The following is a 16,804-nucleotide window of genomic DNA, read 5'->3' as shown; positions in this document are numbered from 1 at the left end:
GCCCAATATCAATGATGCTCAATTAACGCGCAATGGCCAGCCTGAATCTTATGCCCGCGGAAGGCATTACCCTGGTGGAAAATATAGTCAATTCAGCTATTTCCGCCATTCAATGCGGTCAGTGGCGCAAAGGCGCAAAAATCCCATCTATTCGCAGAATGGCCGGGGAGCTGGGCGTCAGTCCCTTCACCGTGGTCGAGGCCTACGATAGGCTGGTGACCTTGGGCTATCTGGCGGCGCGGCCCGGCTCCGGCTTTTACGTGGAGGGAAGGCGGGAAAGCCGGCCGCCCGATCTGCCCGCCGCGCCGCGCGTCTGGCCGGTGGACGAATACTGGCTGCTGCGCAAGATTTACCAGCAGGACGCCAACACCCTGTTCGCGGGCTGCGGCTGGCTGCCCTCGCACTGGTACGACGCCGAGGCCCAGCAAAAAGCGCTGCGGCAGCTTGCCCGCGACGCCGTCGCCGCGCCCGGCTACGGCGACCCCAAGGGCTTTCTGCCCTTGCGCGAGCATTTGGCGGACCGGCTGGCCGAACGCGGCATCCCCGCCCGAGCCGACGACATCGCGCTGACCCAGGGCGCCAGCCGCGCGCTGGACATGGCCGCCTGCGCGCTGCTGCAGGCCGGGGACACCGTGCTGGTGGACGATCCCGGCTATTGCAATCTGCTGTCCTGCCTGGCGTTTCGCGAGTTCAAGCTGGTGCCGGTGCCCTGGACCGAGCACGGGCCCGACTTGGAACAACTGCGCGCGCTGCTGCTCCAGCATCGGCCGCGCGCCTTCTTCACCAATCCCTGGCTGCAAAACCCCACCGGCGCCAGCTACTCGCCGTCGGTCGCCCACCAGGTGCTGCGCCTGGCCGAGGAGCACGATTTCCTGATCGTGGAGGACAATGTGTCCGCGGACTTCGCCGGCGGCCGCCAACCCGCGCTGGCGGCGCTGGACGGCCTCAAACGCGTGCTCTACATCGACAGCTTCTCCAAATCGCTGTCGCCGGGACTGCGCGTCGGCTATCTATGCGGCCCGTCCGATCTGCTCGAACGCATCGTCCATTACAAGATGATGTCCGGGTTGACCTCGCCGGAATTGAACGAGAGGCTGGCGCTGGAACTGGTGTCCGAGGGCCGCTACCGCCGCCAGCTGGAACGGCTGCGCGCGCGCTTGTCCGAAGCTCAGGCCCAATGCCAGCAGCTGTTTCTGGAACACGGCTGGCAGTTGTTCGCGCGTCCGTCCAACGGCCTGTTCCTGCTGGCCCGCCCGCCCGGGGGGCTGGACGCCAGACGCTTGGCCGAGCAGGCCCAGCAACACAAAATCCTGCTCGCGCCCGGCCATCTGTTCCGCGCCTACGGCATGCCCTCGGATTGGCTGCGCTTCAACGTCGCTTTCAGCCAGGATCGTAGGCTGTGGGATTTTCTGAGTTGCCCGCCGCAGTGATACCATGCCCTGACCACAGCTTAGCGGAGCCCTCCATGCAACTTGTCGAAATGTTCGTCCATCCGTTGAAATCCTGTCGCGGCCTGTCCTACAGCCGCGCCTTCGCCGGCAAGCAGGGCTTGCTGCACGACCGCGAATGGCTGCTGGCCGGCGACAACGGCCGCTTCTTCACCGCCCGCTCCCACCCGCAGCTGGTGCGCGTGGAGGTGGACTTGATTCCCGGCGGCGCCCTGTTCAAATTTCCGGGCAAGGCGCCGGTGCTGGCGATGAGCACCCAATACCAGCAAGAAGCGCCGGCTACGGTATGGAAGGACAACTTCGCCGCCTATCACGGCGACGCCGCCGTCGATCTCTGGTTCAGCGAGGTGCTGGGCGAGCCCTGCCAGTTGCTGTGGCTGGGCATGCGCTCCAATCGCCGGCTGAAGGACAGCGAGCACGCGATGTCCTTCGCCGACGGCTACCCCTATCTGCTGGTGAACCAGGCCTCGCTGGACGCGCTCAACGACGAGCTGGACCAGCCGGTATCGCTGCGCCACTTCCGCCCCAATCTGGTGGTCAGCGGCGATTACGCCTGGGAAGAGGACGATTGGAAGGTGGTCCAGATCGGCGAGGTGGTGTTCGACGTCGCCAAGCCCTGCTCGCGCTGCGTGCTGACCACGGTGGATCCGGATACCGGGATCAAATCGCCGGAACAGCAGCCGCTGCGCACCCTGGTCAGCATTCGCACCTTGCCGGAAGGCGTCTGCTTCGGCGTCAACCTGGTGCCGCGCAATGAAGGCTTGCTGGAATTGGGCGCCGAGTTCAGCGTGCTGGAAACCCGCTACGAGTTCTGATTGTCCGACGCCGGTCCGCCGGCGTTTTTACCGCCTTATGCTGAATAGATTAATGAATCTGCAAGACCTACTCGATCAAATCCACGCCGAAGTCCTCGCCTATTACGGCCAGGGCCGCGTCGCCGATTACATCCCGGCGCTGGCCGAAGTGCCGCCCCGCCAGTTCGGCATGGCCGTCACCACTCTGGACGGCCGGCACTACCGCTGCGGAGACGCCGCCGTCCCCTTCTCCATCCAGAGCATTTCCAAGGCCTTCATGCTGGCGCTGACGCTGGAGGCGGACGGCGACGCCCTGTGGAGCCATGTCGGCAAGGAGCCGTCTGGCAACCCGTTCAACTCGCTGGTGCAGCTGGAGTACGAGGACGGCGTGCCGCGCAATCCCTTCATCAACGCAGGCGCCCTCGTGGTGACCGACCGCGCCGTCAGCCATTTTGAAGACGCCCACGGCGCGCTGCTGGCCCGCCTGCGGCAGGAGTCCGGCAACGCCACCTTGTGCGGCAACGCCCGCGTCGCCGAATCCGAACGCGCCCACGGCCACCGCAACGCGGCGCTGGCCCACTTCATGAAAAGCTACGACAACCTCGACAACGAGGTGGAGACCGTGCTGCAGCAATACTTCAACAGCTGCAGCATCGCGATGAACTGCGTGGAACTGGCCAATGCCGGGCTCTTTCTCGCCAACCACGGCATTACCCGCGACGGCCGGCAATCGCTGAGCCGCAGCCAGGCCAAGCAGATCAACGCGGTGATGCTGACCTGCGGCACTTACGACGCCGCCGGCGAATTCGCCTACCGCGTGGGCCTGCCGGTGAAAAGCGGGGTCGGCGGCGGCATGCTCGCCATCATTCCCGGCAAGATGAGCATCGCCGTATGGAGCCCGGAACTGGACGGCAAGGGCAACTCGGTGCTGGGCCTGGAAGCGCTGGATCGCTTCACCACGCGTACCGGCTTATCGATTTTTTAAGCGCGCCCCTTTATAAAAGCCCACAAAGAAAAACCCGCTCGAAGCGGGTTTTTTCTTTTACGGCAATGAAAAAAGCCAGGCTTGCGCCTGGCTTTTTCCTCAACTTCGTCGATTACTCGGCGGAGTTGTCTTCAACCGCTACGGCATCTTCCGGACGGTCCACCAGCTCTACCAGAGCCATCGGGGCGTTGTCGCCCTTGCGGAAACCGTACTTCAGGATACGCACATAGCCGCCGTTGCGGGCGGAGAAGCGCGGGCCGAGCACGTCGAAGAGTTTAACCACGATATCGCGGTCACGAGTGCGGTCAAACGCCAGACGACGGTTGGCGAGAGACGGCTTTTTGCCGAGCGTGATCAACGGCTCGGCCACACGACGCAGTTCCTTGGCTTTCGGCAGCGTGGTCACGATCACTTCGTGCTTCAGCAGCGAGTTGGCCATGTTACGCAGCATCGCCAGACGATGGCTGGTCGTGCGGTTCAGTTTACGATTACTGTAACGATGACGCATTGTTAATGTCCTTTTATCTCAAACCTTACGGCTTTTCGAGGCCAGCAGGCGGCCAGTTCTCGAGTTTCATCCCGAGAGTCAGGCCTTTGGAAGCGAGAACTTCCTTGATCTCGTTCAGCGACTTGCGGCCGAGGTTCGGAGTCTTCAGAAGCTCGGTTTCAGTACGCTGGATCAGATCGCCGATGTAATAAATGTTCTCAGCTTTCAGGCAGTTGGCCGAACGAACCGTCAGTTCAAGATCGTCTACCGGACGCAGCAGGATCGGATCGATCGGCGGCGCCTTTTCAACGACTTCTTCAACCGCTGTGCCTTGGAGATCGGCAAAGATCGACAGTTGATCCATCAGAATACGGGCAGCGTTGCGCACTGCCTGTTCCGGCTCGATTACGCCGTTGGTCTCGATATCGAGCACCAGGCGGTCGAGGTCGGTACGCTGCTCAACACGGGCGCTTTCCACAGCAAAGCTCACGCGGCGAACCGGCGAGAAGGAAGCGTCCAGTTGAATGGTACCGATGGAACGGTTGTCTTCATGATTGGATCGAACCGACACCGGCTGATAGCCGCGGCCTTTTTCGATCTTGATCTCCATGTCGATCTTACCGCCAGAGGAGATGTGACAAATCACGTGGTCCGGATTGATCACTTCCACATCGTGCGGCAGTTCGATATCGCCAGCCAAGACAGCGCCTTCGCCGTCCTTTTTCAAGGACAGAACGACACTGTCACGACCATGCAGCTTAAGCACTACGCCCTTGAGGTTGAGGAGGATGTCAACGACATCCTCGCGCACGCCATCAAGTGCGGAATACTCATGCAAAACGCCAGCGATAGTCACTTCGGTCGGAGCATAGCCCGGCATCGACGACAGCAGAATCCGGCGCAGCGAGTTACCCAGAGTATGAGCGTAGCCGCGCTCGAACGGCTCCATCGACACACGAGCGTGAGTGGCGGAAACCGGCTGAACGTCGATAAGACGAGGTTTCAGAAATTCCGAAGCGCTGTTTTGCATAGTCATTCCCTAAGAGCTAGCGATTACTTGGAGTAGAATTCCACAACGAGTTGTTCGTTGATATCGCTAGACAGTTCGGAACGTTCCGGAGCGGATTTGAAAGTGCCTTCCATTTTCTTGGAGTCAACCAGGACCCAAGACGGGAAACCACCCTGCTCGGCCAGAGCCAGACCTTCTACGATACGGGCCTGTTTCTTGGCTTTTTCACGGACGGACACTACGTCACCGGCTTTAACCTGGTAGGACGGAATGTTCACAACCTGGCCGTTCACAACGATAGCCTTGTGGCTAACCAGCTGGCGCGCTTCGGCGCGAGTGGAGCCAAAGCCCATGCGATATACAACGTTGTCCAGGCGGGCCTCGAGCAGCTTCAGCAGGTTTTCACCCGTGGAGCCTTTGCGACGCACAGCTTCCGCAAAGTAATTGCGGAACTGACGCTCGAGTACACCGTAAATACGACGGATTTTCTGCTTTTCACGCAGTTGCACACCGTAGTCAGACAGGCGGCTCTTACGAGCGCCATGCTGGCCCGGAGGGCTATCCAGTTTGCACTTGGAATCCAGTGCACGACGTGCGCTCTTCAGGAAAAGGTCGGTGCCTTCACGACGAGCGAGTTTGCACTTAGGGCCGATATAACGTGCCATGTTCTCACACTCTCCGAATTAGATACGACGTTTTTTGGGCGGACGGCAACCGTTGTGCGGTACCGGCGTCACGTCGGAGATGCTGGTGATCTTGAAACCCAGCGCGTTGAGTGCGCGAACAGCGGATTCACGACCCGGACCCGGGCCCTTGATACGAACTTCGAGGTTCTTCACACCGTATTCTTGGGCAACTTTACCAGCGTGCTCTGCTGCTACTTGAGCAGCAAAGGGTGTACTCTTGCGCGAGCCCTTGAAACCAGCGCCGCCAGAGGTAGCCCAAGACAATGCATTGCCTTGACGGTCGGTGATCGTGATGATGGTGTTGTTGAACGAAGCGTGCACGTGCACGATACCTTCGCTAACAGACTTGCGCACTTTCTTGCGTACACGAACTGCTGTGTTTGCTTTAGCCATTATCTGTTGTTCCTATTGATTACTTCTTGCCGGCGATCGCCTTACGCGGTCCCTTGCGGGTACGAGCGTTAGTGCGAGTGCGCTGACCGCGGCACGGCAGGCCACGACGATGGCGGAAGCCGCGATAGCAGCCCATGTCCATCAGACGCTTGATGCTCATGGTGACTTCGCGGCGCAGATCACCTTCAACGGTGAACTTGGCGACTTCGTCACGCAGAGTTTCCATCTCGGCGTCCGTCAGATCCTTCACTTTCGTGGAAGGGTTCACGCTGGCAGCAGCACAAATCTGCTGGGCGCGAGTCTGACCGATGCCAAAAATTGCCTGCAGGCCGATAACGGCATGCGCATGATTGGGGATGTTTACCCCTGCAATACGGGCCATACTCTTTCCTTAAGCCTTAAGACCTTGAAAAGTTTGCGATTGTAACACGCAAATCCAGGTCTAACAAATGTTAGCCTTGTTTTTGCTTGTGACGCGGATCCGTGCAAATCACGCGAACTACGCGATTGCGACGAATGATTTTGCAGTTGCGGCAAATCTTCTTTACCGAAGGCTGTACTCGCATGTCAGTTCCTTTCAATCCTCTAAAAGAGCAAGTGCGTTATTTCGCACGGAACACTATCCGGGACAGGCAGGACCGGGGGGGATTCCCCTCGCCCCAAACCGCCGTCAGATTGGATGCGAATGCCTTCGCAATCGCACCCCGTCTGAAGTGCCCGGTTACCACGTGTCCATTCACAAGCAAAACTCCGAAGCGAACTTCGGAATTTCGCACTGCATCTGGATGGTGTCTTCCTTAGCCAATAACCCAGCGTGAGCTCAAGTTGTCAGCGCGTGAGCGCGTTGCCTTTGAAGTTGGCCTTCTTCAGCAAGCTCTCGTACTGATGCGACAGCACGTAAGACTGTACCTGCGCCATGAAATCCATGGTAACCACCACGATGATCAGCAGCGAGGTGCCGCCGAAGTAGAACGGTACGTTCCACTTCAAGATCAGGAATTCCGGCAGCAAGCAGACCAGTGTGATGTAGATCGCACCAATCAGCGTCAGCCGCAGAATGATCTTCTCGATGTATCGGGAAGTCTGCTCACCTGGACGAATACCCGGGATGAAAGCACCGCTCTTCTTCAAGTTGTCAGCCGTTTCCTTCGGGTTGAATACCAACGCCGTGTAGAAATAGCAGAAGAAGACGATGGCCGCCGCATACAGCAGCACGTAGATCGGCTGACCGGGATGCAGTTTGTCTGCAATGCCCTTCAACCAGCCCATGTGCTCGCCCTGGCCGAACCAACCGAGAACGGTGGCCGGGAACAGGATGATGCTGGACGCGAAAATCGGCGGAATCACCCCCGCCATGTTGAGCTTGAGCGGCAGATGCGTGCTCTGGCCCTGCATGACGCGATTGCCTACCTGCCGCTTGGCGTAGTTCACCAGGACTTTGCGTTGGCCGCGCTCGGCGTACACCACCACATAAGTCACTACGATCACTCCGACAAACAACACGACGGCAAACAGGATGGGCAAAGAACCCTGACTGGTCAGAGTCAAGGTCTTGCCGATCGCAGCCGGAACGCCTGCGGCGATACCCGCGCAGATGATCAACGAAATACCGTTGCCAATTCCGCGCTCGGTGATCTGCTCGCCCAGCCACATGAGGAACATGGTGCCGGTTACCAGCGATACGACTGTCGTCAGGTAGAACTCCCACTGCGGAGTCACCACCAGGTTAGGCTGCTTGTACAGCATCACCGCAATGCCGAAACTTTGGAAAGTCGCGAGCAAAACGGTGGCGTAACGTGTGTACTGGGTTATCTTACGACGTCCCGCATCGCCCTCCTTCTTCAGCTGCTTGAGACTCGGAAGAACCTCGGAGGCAAGCTGAAGAATGATGGAGGCGGAGATGTACGGCATGATGCCGATGGCAAACACCGTAAACCTCGAGAGGGCGCCGCCCGAGAACATGTTGAACATGTCGAGCAGGCCCGTCTGCGATGAGTGGAACAACTTCGCTAGCTCGGCAGGGTTGATACCCGGAACCGGAATGTGGGCACCGATGCGATAAACGATCAGGGCACCAATCAGGAACCAGATTCGACGCTTGAGATCACCAAACTTATTGGCATTTGCCACTAGAGAAGTATTCGCCACAGATTATTGCCTTATTCTACGCTGCCGCCGGCAGCTTCGATGGCGGCGCGAGCGCCGGCAGTTACGCCAACGCCGCGCAGTTTTACTGCGCGCTCAATCTTGCCGGACAGCACCACCTTGGCGGAAGTCACCTGGATGGAAGCCAGACCAGCTTGCTTGAGAGAGAGCAGGTCGATTTCATCAACCGGCAGCAGGTTCAGTTCGGACAGGCGAATCTCGGCAACCTTGCCTGCGTTCAGCGACTTGAAGCCGCGCTTCGGCAGACGACGTTGCAGCGGCATTTGACCGCCTTCGAAACCAACCTTGTGGAAACCACCTGCACGGCTCTTCTGACCTTTGTGACCGCGGCCACAAGTCTTGCCCAGGCCGCTGCCGATGCCACGGCCTACACGGCGCTTGGCATGCTTGGCGCCGGCACCCGGCTGTACAGTGTTCAGCAGCATCGCTTAGCCCTCGAATTTCAACAAGTAGCTGATCTTGTTGATCATGCCACGGTTTTCAGGGGTATCGAGCACTTCAACAGTCTGGCGAATCTTCTTCAGACCCAGACCACGGGCGCAAGCCTTGTGAGACTCCAGGCGACCGATCAGGCTCTTTACCAGAGTGACCTTTACAGTCTTGGCGTTACTCATGGCTCACCCCCAGGATGTCCTCGACGCTCAGGCCACGCTTGGAGGCGATTTGCGCCGGGGTGTTGATGTTGCTCAGACCATCCAGAGTTGCACGCACCACGTTGTACGGGTTGGTGGAACCATGAATTTTCGCCGAGACGTTATGAACACCCATAGCATCAAAGATAGCGCGCATCGGGCCGCCGGCTTTTACACCGGTACCTTCTTTAGCGGGCTGGATGAATACAGTAGTAGCGCCGTGCTTGCCAACCACAGTGTGGTGGAAAGTGCCGTTTTTCAACGGAACCTTAACCATGTTATGGCGAGCTTGTTCCATTGCCTTTTGTACGGCAACCGGAACTTCCTTGGAACGGCCCTTACCCATGCCGATTCCGCCATCGCCATCACCAACCACGGTCAAGGCGGAGAAAGCCATGATACGGCCGCCTTTAACCACTTTGGTGACGCGGTTGACGCTGATCATTTTCTCGACCAGACCGTCGCCACGATCTTCCGTTTCGTGTTTAGCCATTCTTCACTCCGAATTAGAATACGAGACCGTGTTCGCGAGCGGCGTCAGCCAGCGCTTTCATACGACCGTGGTATTTGAAACCAGAGCGGTCGAAAGCAACTTTCTCGATGCCAGCAGCTTTTGCTTTTTCAGCAATGCGCTTGCCGATCACGGCTGCAGTTGCCACGTTGCCGCCATTTTTGAGATCAGCGCGCACGTCGGCTTCCAGCGAAGAAGCGCTGGCCAGTACTTTGCTGCCGGTCTCATCAACGATCTGGGCATAAATGTGGCTATTGGTGCGATACACAGTGAGACGCACCATCTTGAGCTCCGCGATCCGGGCACGGGTTTTACGTGCGCGGCGGAGTCGAGCTTGTTTCTTGTCCATATCAGTGCCTCAGTTACTTCTTCTTGGTTTCTTTCAGAACCACAACCTCATCAGCGTAACGAACGCCCTTGCCTTTGTACGGCTCAGGAGCGCGGTAAGCGCGGATTTCGGCAGCCACCTGGCCAACGCGCTGTTTGTCAGCGCCTTTGATCAGGATCTCGGTCTGACTCGGGGTCTCAGCTTTAACGCCTTCAGGCATTTGATGAGCCACCGGGTGGGAGAAACCCAGAGACAGGTTCAGGGTGTCGCCTTGAGCCTGGGCACGATAGCCCACGCCTACCAGCTGCAGCTTCTTCTCGAAGCCTTTGGACACGCCGGTCACCATATTGTTCAGCAGCGCGCGCAGGGTGCCGGACATGGCACGAGCGAATTTGCTGTCGTTCTTGGCGGCGAATGTCAGTTGGCCGTTGTCCAGCTTGACATCTACCTCTTCGCACAGAGCGGTGCTCAGGGAGCCCAGGGCGCCCTTAACAGTCACTTCTGCAGCGCCGAACTTCACTTCGACGCCAGCCGGGATGACTACGGGATTCTTAGCTACGCGAGACATTTGACCCCCTTAAGCCACGACGCACAGCAACTCGCCGCCGATGCCGGCCGCGCGCGCTTTGCGATCAGTCATAACGCCTTTGGAGGTGGACAGGATAGCCACGCCCAAGCCATTCATGACTTTCGGGATTTCGGTGGAGCCCTTGTACACACGCAGGCCAGGGCGGGAGACGCGGTCAATGCGCTCAATCACCGGACGGCCAGCATAGTACTTGAGCTGGATATCGAGAACAGGCTTCTTCTCTTCGCCGGCAACGGCGAAGTCTTCGATGTAGCCTTCTTCTTTCAACACCTGCGCCAGCGCAATTTTCAGCTTGGAAGACGGCATGGAAACTGCCACCTTGGAAGCCATTTGGCCGTTGCGGATGCGGGTCAACATATCGGAAATAGGATCGTGCATGCTCATTTATGTGTCTCCTATTACCAGCTGGCCTTCACAACCCCCGGAATCTCGCCCTTCAGAGCGATTTCACGGAGTTTGTTACGACCCAGACCGAATTTGCGGAATACGCCACGCGGACGACCGGTGATGGCGCAGCGACGACGCTGGCGAACCGGGGAAGCATTGCGCGGCAGCTGCTGCAGTTGCAGGCGAGCTGCAAAGCGCTCTTCTTCCGAGAGGCTTTGATTGTTGATAGTCGCGATAAGGGCTTCGCGCTTGGCAGCAAATTTTGCAGCCAGCTTGACACGCTTCTCTTCGCGCTGAATCAGTGCAAGTTTTGCCATGTGCTTAACCCTTGAACGGGAACTTGAACGCGGCCAGCAAAGCGCGGGCCTCTTCGTCAGTCTTCGCGGTGGTGGTAACAGTAATGTTCATACCACGCAGAGCATCGATCTTGTCGTACTCGATTTCCGGGAAGATGATCTGTTCTTTAACGCCCATGTTGTAGTTGCCGCGGCCGTCGAAAGACTTGGCGGAAACACCACGGAAGTCGCGAACGCGCGGCAGCGCGATCGTCACCAGGCGGTCCAGGAACTCGTACATGCGTTCGCGACGCAGAGTTACCTTGCAACCTACCGGGTAGTGATCGCGAATCTTGAAGCCTGCGATGGATTTGCGAGCGGTGGTGACAACCGGCTTCTGGCCGGCGATCTTTTCCAGGTCGCCCACGGCGAAATCCATTACCTTTTTATCGGCAACAGCTTCGCCCACACCCATGTTCACAGTGATCTTCTCAATGCGCGGGACTTGCATGATCGACTTGTAGCCGAACTGTTTCATCAGTTCAGGCACTACGGTGTCTTTGTAGAAATCGTAGAGACGTGCCATGTTTTCTTCCTTACGCGCCAATGACTTCGCCGTTGGACTTGAACACGCGTACCTTGCGGCCGTCTTCAAGAACCTTGAAGCCTACGCGGTCAGCCTTTTGGCTTGCCGGATTGAAAATGGCGACGTTCGATGCGTCAACAGGCATGGTCTTTTCAACGATGCCGCCGGCCACGCCACGCACCGGATTCGGCTTCTGGTGTTTCTTGGCGACATTCACGCCTTCAACAACCAGTTTCTCGTCCAGAACGCGCAGAACGGTGCCGCGCTTACCTTTGTCTTTGCCGGTGATTACTACGACTTCATCACCCTTGCGAATTTTGCGCATGCGATCTCCTTACAGTACTTCAGGAGCCAGCGAAACGATCTTCATGAAGCGCTCGGTACGCAGTTCACGCGTAACAGGCCCGAAGATACGAGTGCCGATAGGCTCAAGCTTGTTGTTGAGCAGGACGGCGGCATTGCCGTCGAACTTGATCAACGAGCCATCCGGACGACGCACGCCTTTGGCAGTGCGAACCACAACCGCGTTGTAAACGTCGCCTTTTTTGACGCGTCCGCGCGGAGCAGCATCCTTGATGGTCACCTTGATGATGTCGCCTACGCTTGCATAGCGACGCTTGGAACCGCCCAATACCTTGATGCACATAACGTGACGCGCACCTGTATTGTCAGCGACCTCAAGCATGGTCTGCATTTGGATCATGTGATGATTACCTTTCTAATCCAACTTTATCCGTCACTCTCACCTGCCGGTTTCTCGCATAAGAGCAAGACCAAACAGACGAAACGCCACAGAAACTGTGGCGTATCCAACGGCCAGTTTTGGACCCCGTAAGGGCGGAACTCCTACTCGATAGGAGCAGGAAGATGGCCATTATACAGGGAGCTTTCGCCCCCTGCAAGTCTTTACACCTGGCGGGATTTCTCTACCAGGGCAGTTACCACCCACGTCTTGGTCTTCGAGAGCGGACGGGACTCGCTGATAACAACGATATCGCCGGCCTTGAACTCGTTGTTCTCGTCGTGCGCGTGGAACTTCTTAGAACGACGGATAATTTTGCCGTAGATCGGGTGCTTTACTTTGCGCTCGACCAGTACGGTCACGGTCTTATCCATCTTGTCGCTGACTACGGTACCGGTCAGCGTACGTACCACTTTGGTTTCGCTCATCTTAAACTGCCTTTTCTTTCAGAACGGTGCGCACGCGAGCGATGTCGCGACGTACTTTCTTCAGTTCAGAGGTCTTGGCGAGTTGCTGAGTGGCGTGCTGCATACGCAGAGCAAACTGGGCCTTCAAGAGGCTAAGCAGTTCCGCCTTCAGCTCGTCAACAGTTTTGGCTTTCAGTTCGGACGCTTTCATTACTGACCTACCTGTCTAGTTACAAACACAGTGGCGATCGGCAACTTGGCTGCGGCCAGACGGAAAGCTTCGCGAGCGAGTTCCTCGGAAACACCATCCATTTCATACAGCATCTTGCCAGGCTGGATTTCGGCCACGTAGTACTCCGGAGAGCCTTTACCCCCACCCATACGAACTTCAGCAGGCTTGGAGGTGATCGGCTTGTCCGGGAAGATGCGGATCCAGATGCGGCCGCCACGTTTGATGTGACGAGTCATCGCGCGACGCGCAGCTTCGATCTGGCGCGCGGTCAGACGACCACGACCAACCGCCTTCAGACCGAAATCACCAAAGCTCACTTTGTTGCCACGAGTAGCGATACCCGTGTTGCGGCCTTTATGCTGTTTACGGTACTTGAGTCTAGTTGGCTGCAGCATTTCGAGCACCCTTTCTCGATTTCTTCTCGGTCGCTACCGGAGCCGGCTGAACTTGACCCGGCTTGAGCTCGCCCTTGTATACCCATACCTTGATGCCGATGATCCCGTAGGTGGTCTTGGCTTCGGAGGTTGCGTAGTCTACGTCTGCGCGCAGGGTATGCAGCGGCACGCGGCCTTCGCGGTACCATTCGCTACGAGCGATGTCGATACCGTTCAGACGGCCGGAGCTCATGATCTTGATGCCTTGAGCGCCCATGCGCATTGCGTTTTGCATAGCGCGTTTCATGGCGCGACGGAACATCACGCGCTTCTCCAGCTGGGAAGCGATGCCGTCGGCGATGATTTGAGCGTCCAGTTCCGGCTTGCGAACTTCTTCGATGTTCACATGCACAGGAACGCCCAGGCGCTTTTGCAGTTCTTGCTTGAGCAGCTCGATGTCTTCGCCTTTTTTACCGATCACAACACCCGGGCGGGCACTGTGGATGGTGATGCGGGCGGACTTAGCCGGGCGCTCGATGGTCACACGGCCAACCGAAGCGTGACCCAGACGCTTTTTCAGGAATTCGCGAACTTCGATATCCTGCTTCAGCATTTCCGGGAAGTTCTGCGAATTCGCGAACCACTTGGAAGACCAGTTTTTGTTAACGGCAAGACGGAATCCCGTCGGATGAATCTTCTGACCCATTTCTTACCCCTTAATTGCCAACGGTCAACGAGATGTGGCAGGTCTGCTTTTCGATGCGATTGCCACGACCCTTAGCACGGGCAGTGAAACGCTTCAGACTAGCGCCTTTGTCAACAAAGATGCCGGTAACACGCAGGGTGTCAATGTCGGCGCCTTCGTTGTGCTCGGCGTTAGCGATGGCAGATTCCAGCACTTTCTTGATGATTACCGCGCCCTTCTTCGGGGAGAAGGCCAAGATATTCAGAGCCTGATCAACGGACTTGCCGCGGATCAGATCGGCCACCAGGCGGCATTTTTGTGCCGACAGGCGAACGCTTTTCAGATTTGCAGATACTCTCATCGCTTCACCTTATCTCTTCTTCGCCTTCTTATCGGCCGCGTGGCCTTTGAAGGTACGAGTCAGCGAGAATTCGCCCAGTTTATGGCCGACCATGTTTTCGGAAACATAAACAGGCACATGGGTGCGACCGTTGTGCACAGCGATGGTCAGACCAATGAAATCCGGCAGGATGGTCGAACGACGCGACCAAGTCTTGATCGGACGCTTGTCGCTGGTTGCCCGCACCGCATCTACTTTTTTCAGCAGATGCAGATCAACGAACGGGCCTTTTTTCTGCGAACGTGCCATTGTCAATTACCCTTTTTTGGAATAGCGACGGCGTACGATCATATTGTCGGTACGCTTGTTGCGGCGGGTACGGAAGCCCTTAGTCGGAGTACCCCACGGGCTAACCGGCACACGGCCTTCACCAGTGCGGCCTTCACCACCACCATGCGGGTGGTCAACCGGGTTCATGGCAACGCCACGTACGGTCGGACGGATACCACGCCAGCGGGTAGCACCAGCTTTACCCAGCTTGCGCAGGGAGTGCTCTTCGTTACCCACTTCACCAATAGTTGCACGGCAATCAACATGCACCAGGCGGATTTCGCCCGAGCGCAGACGCAGTTGAGCGTAAGCGCCTTCGCGAGCCAGCAGCATTGCGGATGCACCAGCGGAACGAACCATCTGGGCGCCCTTGCCAGGCTGCATTTCCACGCAGTGGATAGTGGTACCCACCGGGATATTGCGGATCGGCAGAGCGTTACCGGCCTTGATCGGAGCTTCCGCGCCGGACAACAGCTCGGCGCCGGCCTTCACACCGCGCGGGGCGATGATGTAGCGACGCTCGCCATCGGCGTAGCACAGGAGGGCGATGTGGGCGGTGCGGTTCGGATCGTATTCGATGCGTTCCACTTTCGCCGGGATGCCATCCTTGTTGCGACGGAAGTCGATGATGCGGTAGTGCTTCTTATGGCCACCGCCACGATGACGCGTGGTGATGTGACCATTGTGATTACGGCCACCGGTGGAAGATTTCTTTTCCAACAGGGCGGCGTGCGGAGCACCTTTGTGCAGGTCAGGGTTTACTACCTTGACAACGGCACGGCGGCCCGCGGAAGTCGGTTTTACCTTAACGATAGGCATGCTCTATCTCCTTACTCCGCTGCGGCCGGGGTAGCGGTCAGATCAATTTCTTGACCTTCCACCAGGCTAACGTAGGCCTTTTTCCAGTCACTGCGACGACCGATGGAACGGCCAAAGCGCTTAACCTTGCCCTTGACATTGACAGTGGAAACACCTTCAACTTTTACATTGAACAGCATTTCAACAGCAGCCTTGATTTCCGGCTTGGTCGCATCTTTAGCAACGCGGAACGCCATTTGCTGGTTCTTCTCAGCAATCATGGTGCTCTTTTCGGAAACGATGGGAGCAAGAATTACTTGCAACAGACGTTCTTGGTTCATGCCCACTGCTCCTCAAGTTGCTTCACAGCATCGCGAGTGATCACGGTCTTCTTGAAGCGCAACAGGCTGTACGGGTCAGCTTGAACCGCTTCGATAACCAGCACGTTAGTCAGGTTACGCGAAGAGAGATAGAGGTTTTCGCTCAGCTCGCTAGTGATGAACAAAGCCTGCTCCAGGCCCATGGGCTGAACGGCGCCAACGAATTCTTTGGTCTTCGGGCTTTCAACGTTCAGTTCGTCAACCACGATCAGGCGTTCGTCGCGAACCAGCTGCGACAGAATCGCGGCCATGCCTGCACGGAACATCTTGCGGTTAACTTTCTGGGTGAAGTTCTCGTCCGGCTTGTTCGGGAAGGCACGGCCACCACCACGACGGTTCGGGGTGGAAGTCATACCGGCACGAGCGTTACCAGTACCTTTCTGACGGAAAGGCTTCTTGGTCGAGTGCTTCACTTCAGCACGGGTCAGCTGGGCGCGGTTGGCGCTACGAGCATTCGCCAGGAATGCGGTAACAACCTGGTGCACCAGGGCTTCGTTGTACTCGCGGCCGAACAAAGAGTCGGACACTTGCAGGCTGCCAACAGCCTTGCCTTGGGTATTGATTACATTCAATTCCATCACGCACCTGCCTTCACGCTAGGACGAACGACTACGTCACCGTTCTTGGCGCCAGGAACAGCACCTTTAACCAGAATCAGTTGACGCTCGGCATCGACACGAACGATTTCCAGGCACTGCACGGTGCTCTTGACGTTACCGTATTGGCCCGCCATGCGCTTACCCGGGAAAACGCGGCCCGGATCTTGCGCCTGACCGATGGAACCCGGCGTGTTATGCGAACGCGAGTTACCATGGGAAGCACGGTTGGAAGAGAAGTTGTGACGCTTGATCACGCCGGAGAAGCCTTTACCTTTGGAGGTACCGGTTACATCAACCAGTTGACCAACGGTGAAGATCTCAACAGCGATGGCATCGCCCGGCTTGAAGTTGGACAGATCGGAGGCGGTCAGCGGAAACTCGACCAGACCCAGACCTGCTTCAACGCCAGCCTTGGCGAAGTGGCCCGCGGCAGCCTTAACAACACGGCTGGCCTTTTTGGAGCCATAGGTAACCTGCACGGCATTGTAGCCGTCGGTTTCAGCAGTTTTGATTTGCGTGACGCGGTTAGCGGACATGTCCAGCACAGTTACCGGGATGGTTGCGCCATCTTCGGCAAAAATGCGGGTCATGCCGACTTTGCGACCGACAAGACCTAAACTCATGTTTATTTCCTTTTTCAG

General features: G+C 57.5%; 30 protein-coding genes. 3 read left to right on the top strand and 27 right to left on the bottom strand.

What is annotated here, in order from left to right; translation table 11 throughout:
* The first annotated feature begins 32 nt into the window (after positions 1-32).
* Genes AB1Z25_RS01465 through AB1Z25_RS01455 form a run of 3 tightly spaced genes read left to right on the top strand, consistent with a single transcriptional unit; the run spans position 33 to position 3,227 of the window.
* Positions 33-1,430 carry an aminotransferase-like domain-containing protein gene (locus tag AB1Z25_RS01465; RefSeq protein WP_486636434.1) on the top strand — a complete coding sequence of 466 codons (1,398 nt, stop codon included), beginning with the start codon at positions 33-35 and terminating at the stop codon, positions 1,428-1,430.
* Between the two features lie 35 nt (positions 1,431-1,465).
* Entirely contained in the window at positions 1,466-2,263 is a 798-nt protein-coding gene (locus AB1Z25_RS01460) for an MOSC domain-containing protein (protein WP_107797931.1), read from the top strand.
* A gap of 52 nt (positions 2,264-2,315) precedes the next feature.
* Positions 2,316-3,227 (top strand): glutaminase, encoded by a 912-nt coding sequence (locus tag AB1Z25_RS01455; RefSeq protein ID WP_107797930.1) that lies wholly within the window; start codon positions 2,316-2,318, stop codon positions 3,225-3,227.
* A gap of 112 nt (positions 3,228-3,339) precedes the next feature.
* On the opposite strand, the gene rplQ is transcribed toward AB1Z25_RS01455, so the two are convergent.
* The 27 genes from rplQ to rplC form a co-directional block, all read right to left on the bottom strand.
* Positions 3,340-3,735: a 50S ribosomal protein L17 gene (gene rplQ, locus AB1Z25_RS01450; RefSeq protein WP_048411916.1), complete on the bottom strand. Its 396-nt coding sequence runs from the start codon at positions 3,733-3,735 to the stop codon at positions 3,340-3,342.
* A 25-nt stretch (positions 3,736-3,760) separates the two neighbouring features.
* Positions 3,761-4,744, bottom strand: a complete 984-nt coding sequence (locus AB1Z25_RS01445) for a DNA-directed RNA polymerase subunit alpha (RefSeq protein ID WP_039755788.1) — start codon at positions 4,742-4,744, stop codon at positions 3,761-3,763.
* Between the two features lie 23 nt (positions 4,745-4,767).
* On the bottom strand, positions 4,768-5,388 hold the full coding sequence (rpsD, locus tag AB1Z25_RS01440; RefSeq protein WP_043594097.1) for a 30S ribosomal protein S4: 621 nt from the start codon (positions 5,386-5,388) through the stop codon (positions 4,768-4,770).
* 18 nt (positions 5,389-5,406) lie between these two features.
* Entirely contained in the window at positions 5,407-5,802 is a 396-nt protein-coding gene (rpsK, locus tag AB1Z25_RS01435; protein WP_008955659.1) for a 30S ribosomal protein S11, read from the bottom strand.
* Between the two features lie 19 nt (positions 5,803-5,821).
* On the bottom strand, positions 5,822-6,184 hold the full coding sequence (gene rpsM, locus AB1Z25_RS01430; protein WP_048411917.1) for a 30S ribosomal protein S13: 363 nt from the start codon (positions 6,182-6,184) through the stop codon (positions 5,822-5,824).
* Between the two features lie 70 nt (positions 6,185-6,254).
* Entirely contained in the window at positions 6,255-6,368 is a 114-nt protein-coding gene (gene rpmJ, locus AB1Z25_RS01425) for a 50S ribosomal protein L36 (RefSeq protein ID WP_011137711.1), read from the bottom strand.
* A gap of 262 nt (positions 6,369-6,630) precedes the next feature.
* Positions 6,631-7,950, bottom strand: a complete 1,320-nt coding sequence (gene secY / locus AB1Z25_RS01420) for a preprotein translocase subunit SecY (protein ID WP_039755684.1) — start codon at positions 7,948-7,950, stop codon at positions 6,631-6,633.
* A gap of 11 nt (positions 7,951-7,961) precedes the next feature.
* Positions 7,962-8,393 carry a 50S ribosomal protein L15 gene (gene rplO / locus AB1Z25_RS01415; RefSeq protein WP_048413704.1) on the bottom strand — a complete coding sequence of 144 codons (432 nt, stop codon included), beginning with the start codon at positions 8,391-8,393 and terminating at the stop codon, positions 7,962-7,964.
* A 3-nt stretch (positions 8,394-8,396) separates the two neighbouring features.
* On the bottom strand, positions 8,397-8,582 hold the full coding sequence (gene rpmD / locus AB1Z25_RS01410; RefSeq protein ID WP_011137715.1) for a 50S ribosomal protein L30: 186 nt from the start codon (positions 8,580-8,582) through the stop codon (positions 8,397-8,399).
* Positions 8,575-9,093, bottom strand: a complete 519-nt coding sequence (gene rpsE, locus AB1Z25_RS01405) for a 30S ribosomal protein S5 (protein ID WP_043594101.1) — start codon at positions 9,091-9,093, stop codon at positions 8,575-8,577. The genes rpmD and rpsE overlap by 8 nt, the downstream gene beginning before the upstream one ends.
* Before the next feature lie 13 nt (positions 9,094-9,106).
* Positions 9,107-9,460: a 50S ribosomal protein L18 gene (rplR, locus tag AB1Z25_RS01400; RefSeq protein WP_048411919.1), complete on the bottom strand. Its 354-nt coding sequence runs from the start codon at positions 9,458-9,460 to the stop codon at positions 9,107-9,109.
* A 13-nt stretch (positions 9,461-9,473) separates the two neighbouring features.
* Positions 9,474-10,007 carry a 50S ribosomal protein L6 gene (gene rplF / locus AB1Z25_RS01395; RefSeq protein ID WP_019104496.1) on the bottom strand — a complete coding sequence of 178 codons (534 nt, stop codon included), beginning with the start codon at positions 10,005-10,007 and terminating at the stop codon, positions 9,474-9,476.
* A gap of 9 nt (positions 10,008-10,016) precedes the next feature.
* Positions 10,017-10,412, bottom strand: coding sequence for a 30S ribosomal protein S8 (rpsH, locus tag AB1Z25_RS01390; protein ID WP_019104495.1), 396 nt, complete (start codon positions 10,410-10,412; stop codon positions 10,017-10,019).
* 14 nt (positions 10,413-10,426) lie between these two features.
* Positions 10,427-10,732 (bottom strand): 30S ribosomal protein S14, encoded by a 306-nt coding sequence (gene rpsN, locus AB1Z25_RS01385; RefSeq protein WP_081546296.1) that lies wholly within the window; start codon positions 10,730-10,732, stop codon positions 10,427-10,429.
* Positions 10,733-10,736: 4 nt separating this feature from the next.
* A complete protein-coding gene (rplE, locus tag AB1Z25_RS01380; RefSeq protein ID WP_019104493.1) occupies positions 10,737-11,276 on the bottom strand; it encodes a 50S ribosomal protein L5 in 540 nt (179 codons plus the stop codon).
* A gap of 10 nt (positions 11,277-11,286) precedes the next feature.
* Positions 11,287-11,601 carry a 50S ribosomal protein L24 gene (gene rplX, locus AB1Z25_RS01375; protein WP_048413703.1) on the bottom strand — a complete coding sequence of 105 codons (315 nt, stop codon included), beginning with the start codon at positions 11,599-11,601 and terminating at the stop codon, positions 11,287-11,289.
* A gap of 9 nt (positions 11,602-11,610) precedes the next feature.
* Positions 11,611-11,979, bottom strand: coding sequence for a 50S ribosomal protein L14 (gene rplN / locus AB1Z25_RS01370; RefSeq protein ID WP_019104491.1), 369 nt, complete (start codon positions 11,977-11,979; stop codon positions 11,611-11,613).
* A 203-nt stretch (positions 11,980-12,182) separates the two neighbouring features.
* Positions 12,183-12,446 (bottom strand): 30S ribosomal protein S17, encoded by a 264-nt coding sequence (gene rpsQ / locus AB1Z25_RS01365; RefSeq protein ID WP_043594104.1) that lies wholly within the window; start codon positions 12,444-12,446, stop codon positions 12,183-12,185.
* A 1-nt stretch (position 12,447) separates the two neighbouring features.
* Entirely contained in the window at positions 12,448-12,636 is a 189-nt protein-coding gene (rpmC, locus tag AB1Z25_RS01360; RefSeq protein ID WP_011137725.1) for a 50S ribosomal protein L29, read from the bottom strand.
* A complete protein-coding gene (gene rplP / locus AB1Z25_RS01355; protein WP_019101458.1) occupies positions 12,636-13,052 on the bottom strand; it encodes a 50S ribosomal protein L16 in 417 nt (138 codons plus the stop codon). The genes rpmC and rplP overlap by 1 nt, the downstream gene beginning before the upstream one ends.
* Positions 13,036-13,737 carry a 30S ribosomal protein S3 gene (gene rpsC / locus AB1Z25_RS01350; protein ID WP_043594108.1) on the bottom strand — a complete coding sequence of 234 codons (702 nt, stop codon included), beginning with the start codon at positions 13,735-13,737 and terminating at the stop codon, positions 13,036-13,038. The genes rplP and rpsC overlap by 17 nt, the downstream gene beginning before the upstream one ends.
* 10 nt (positions 13,738-13,747) lie before the next feature.
* Positions 13,748-14,077, bottom strand: a complete 330-nt coding sequence (gene rplV, locus AB1Z25_RS01345; protein ID WP_019099946.1) for a 50S ribosomal protein L22 — start codon at positions 14,075-14,077, stop codon at positions 13,748-13,750.
* Positions 14,078-14,086: 9 nt separating this feature from the next.
* On the bottom strand, positions 14,087-14,365 hold the full coding sequence (rpsS, locus tag AB1Z25_RS01340) for a 30S ribosomal protein S19 (protein WP_019099947.1): 279 nt from the start codon (positions 14,363-14,365) through the stop codon (positions 14,087-14,089).
* A gap of 6 nt (positions 14,366-14,371) precedes the next feature.
* Positions 14,372-15,205, bottom strand: a complete 834-nt coding sequence (rplB, locus tag AB1Z25_RS01335; RefSeq protein WP_231464410.1) for a 50S ribosomal protein L2 — start codon at positions 15,203-15,205, stop codon at positions 14,372-14,374.
* An 11-nt stretch (positions 15,206-15,216) separates the two neighbouring features.
* Positions 15,217-15,525, bottom strand: coding sequence for a 50S ribosomal protein L23 (gene rplW, locus AB1Z25_RS01330; protein WP_019100830.1), 309 nt, complete (start codon positions 15,523-15,525; stop codon positions 15,217-15,219).
* Positions 15,522-16,142, bottom strand: a complete 621-nt coding sequence (gene rplD, locus AB1Z25_RS01325) for a 50S ribosomal protein L4 (RefSeq protein ID WP_048413700.1) — start codon at positions 16,140-16,142, stop codon at positions 15,522-15,524. Before rplD ends, rplW begins: the two co-directional genes overlap by 4 nt.
* Complete coding sequence (gene rplC, locus AB1Z25_RS01320; protein ID WP_107797928.1) at positions 16,142-16,786, bottom strand: 50S ribosomal protein L3; 645 nt, start codon at positions 16,784-16,786, stop codon at positions 16,142-16,144. Before rplC ends, rplD begins: the two co-directional genes overlap by 1 nt.
* Between the last annotated feature and the right edge of the window lie 18 nt (positions 16,787-16,804).

It is taken from the genome of Chromobacterium sp. HL1 (assembly GCF_057418835.1).
This window is presented reverse-complemented; position numbering and strand designations above follow the sequence as displayed.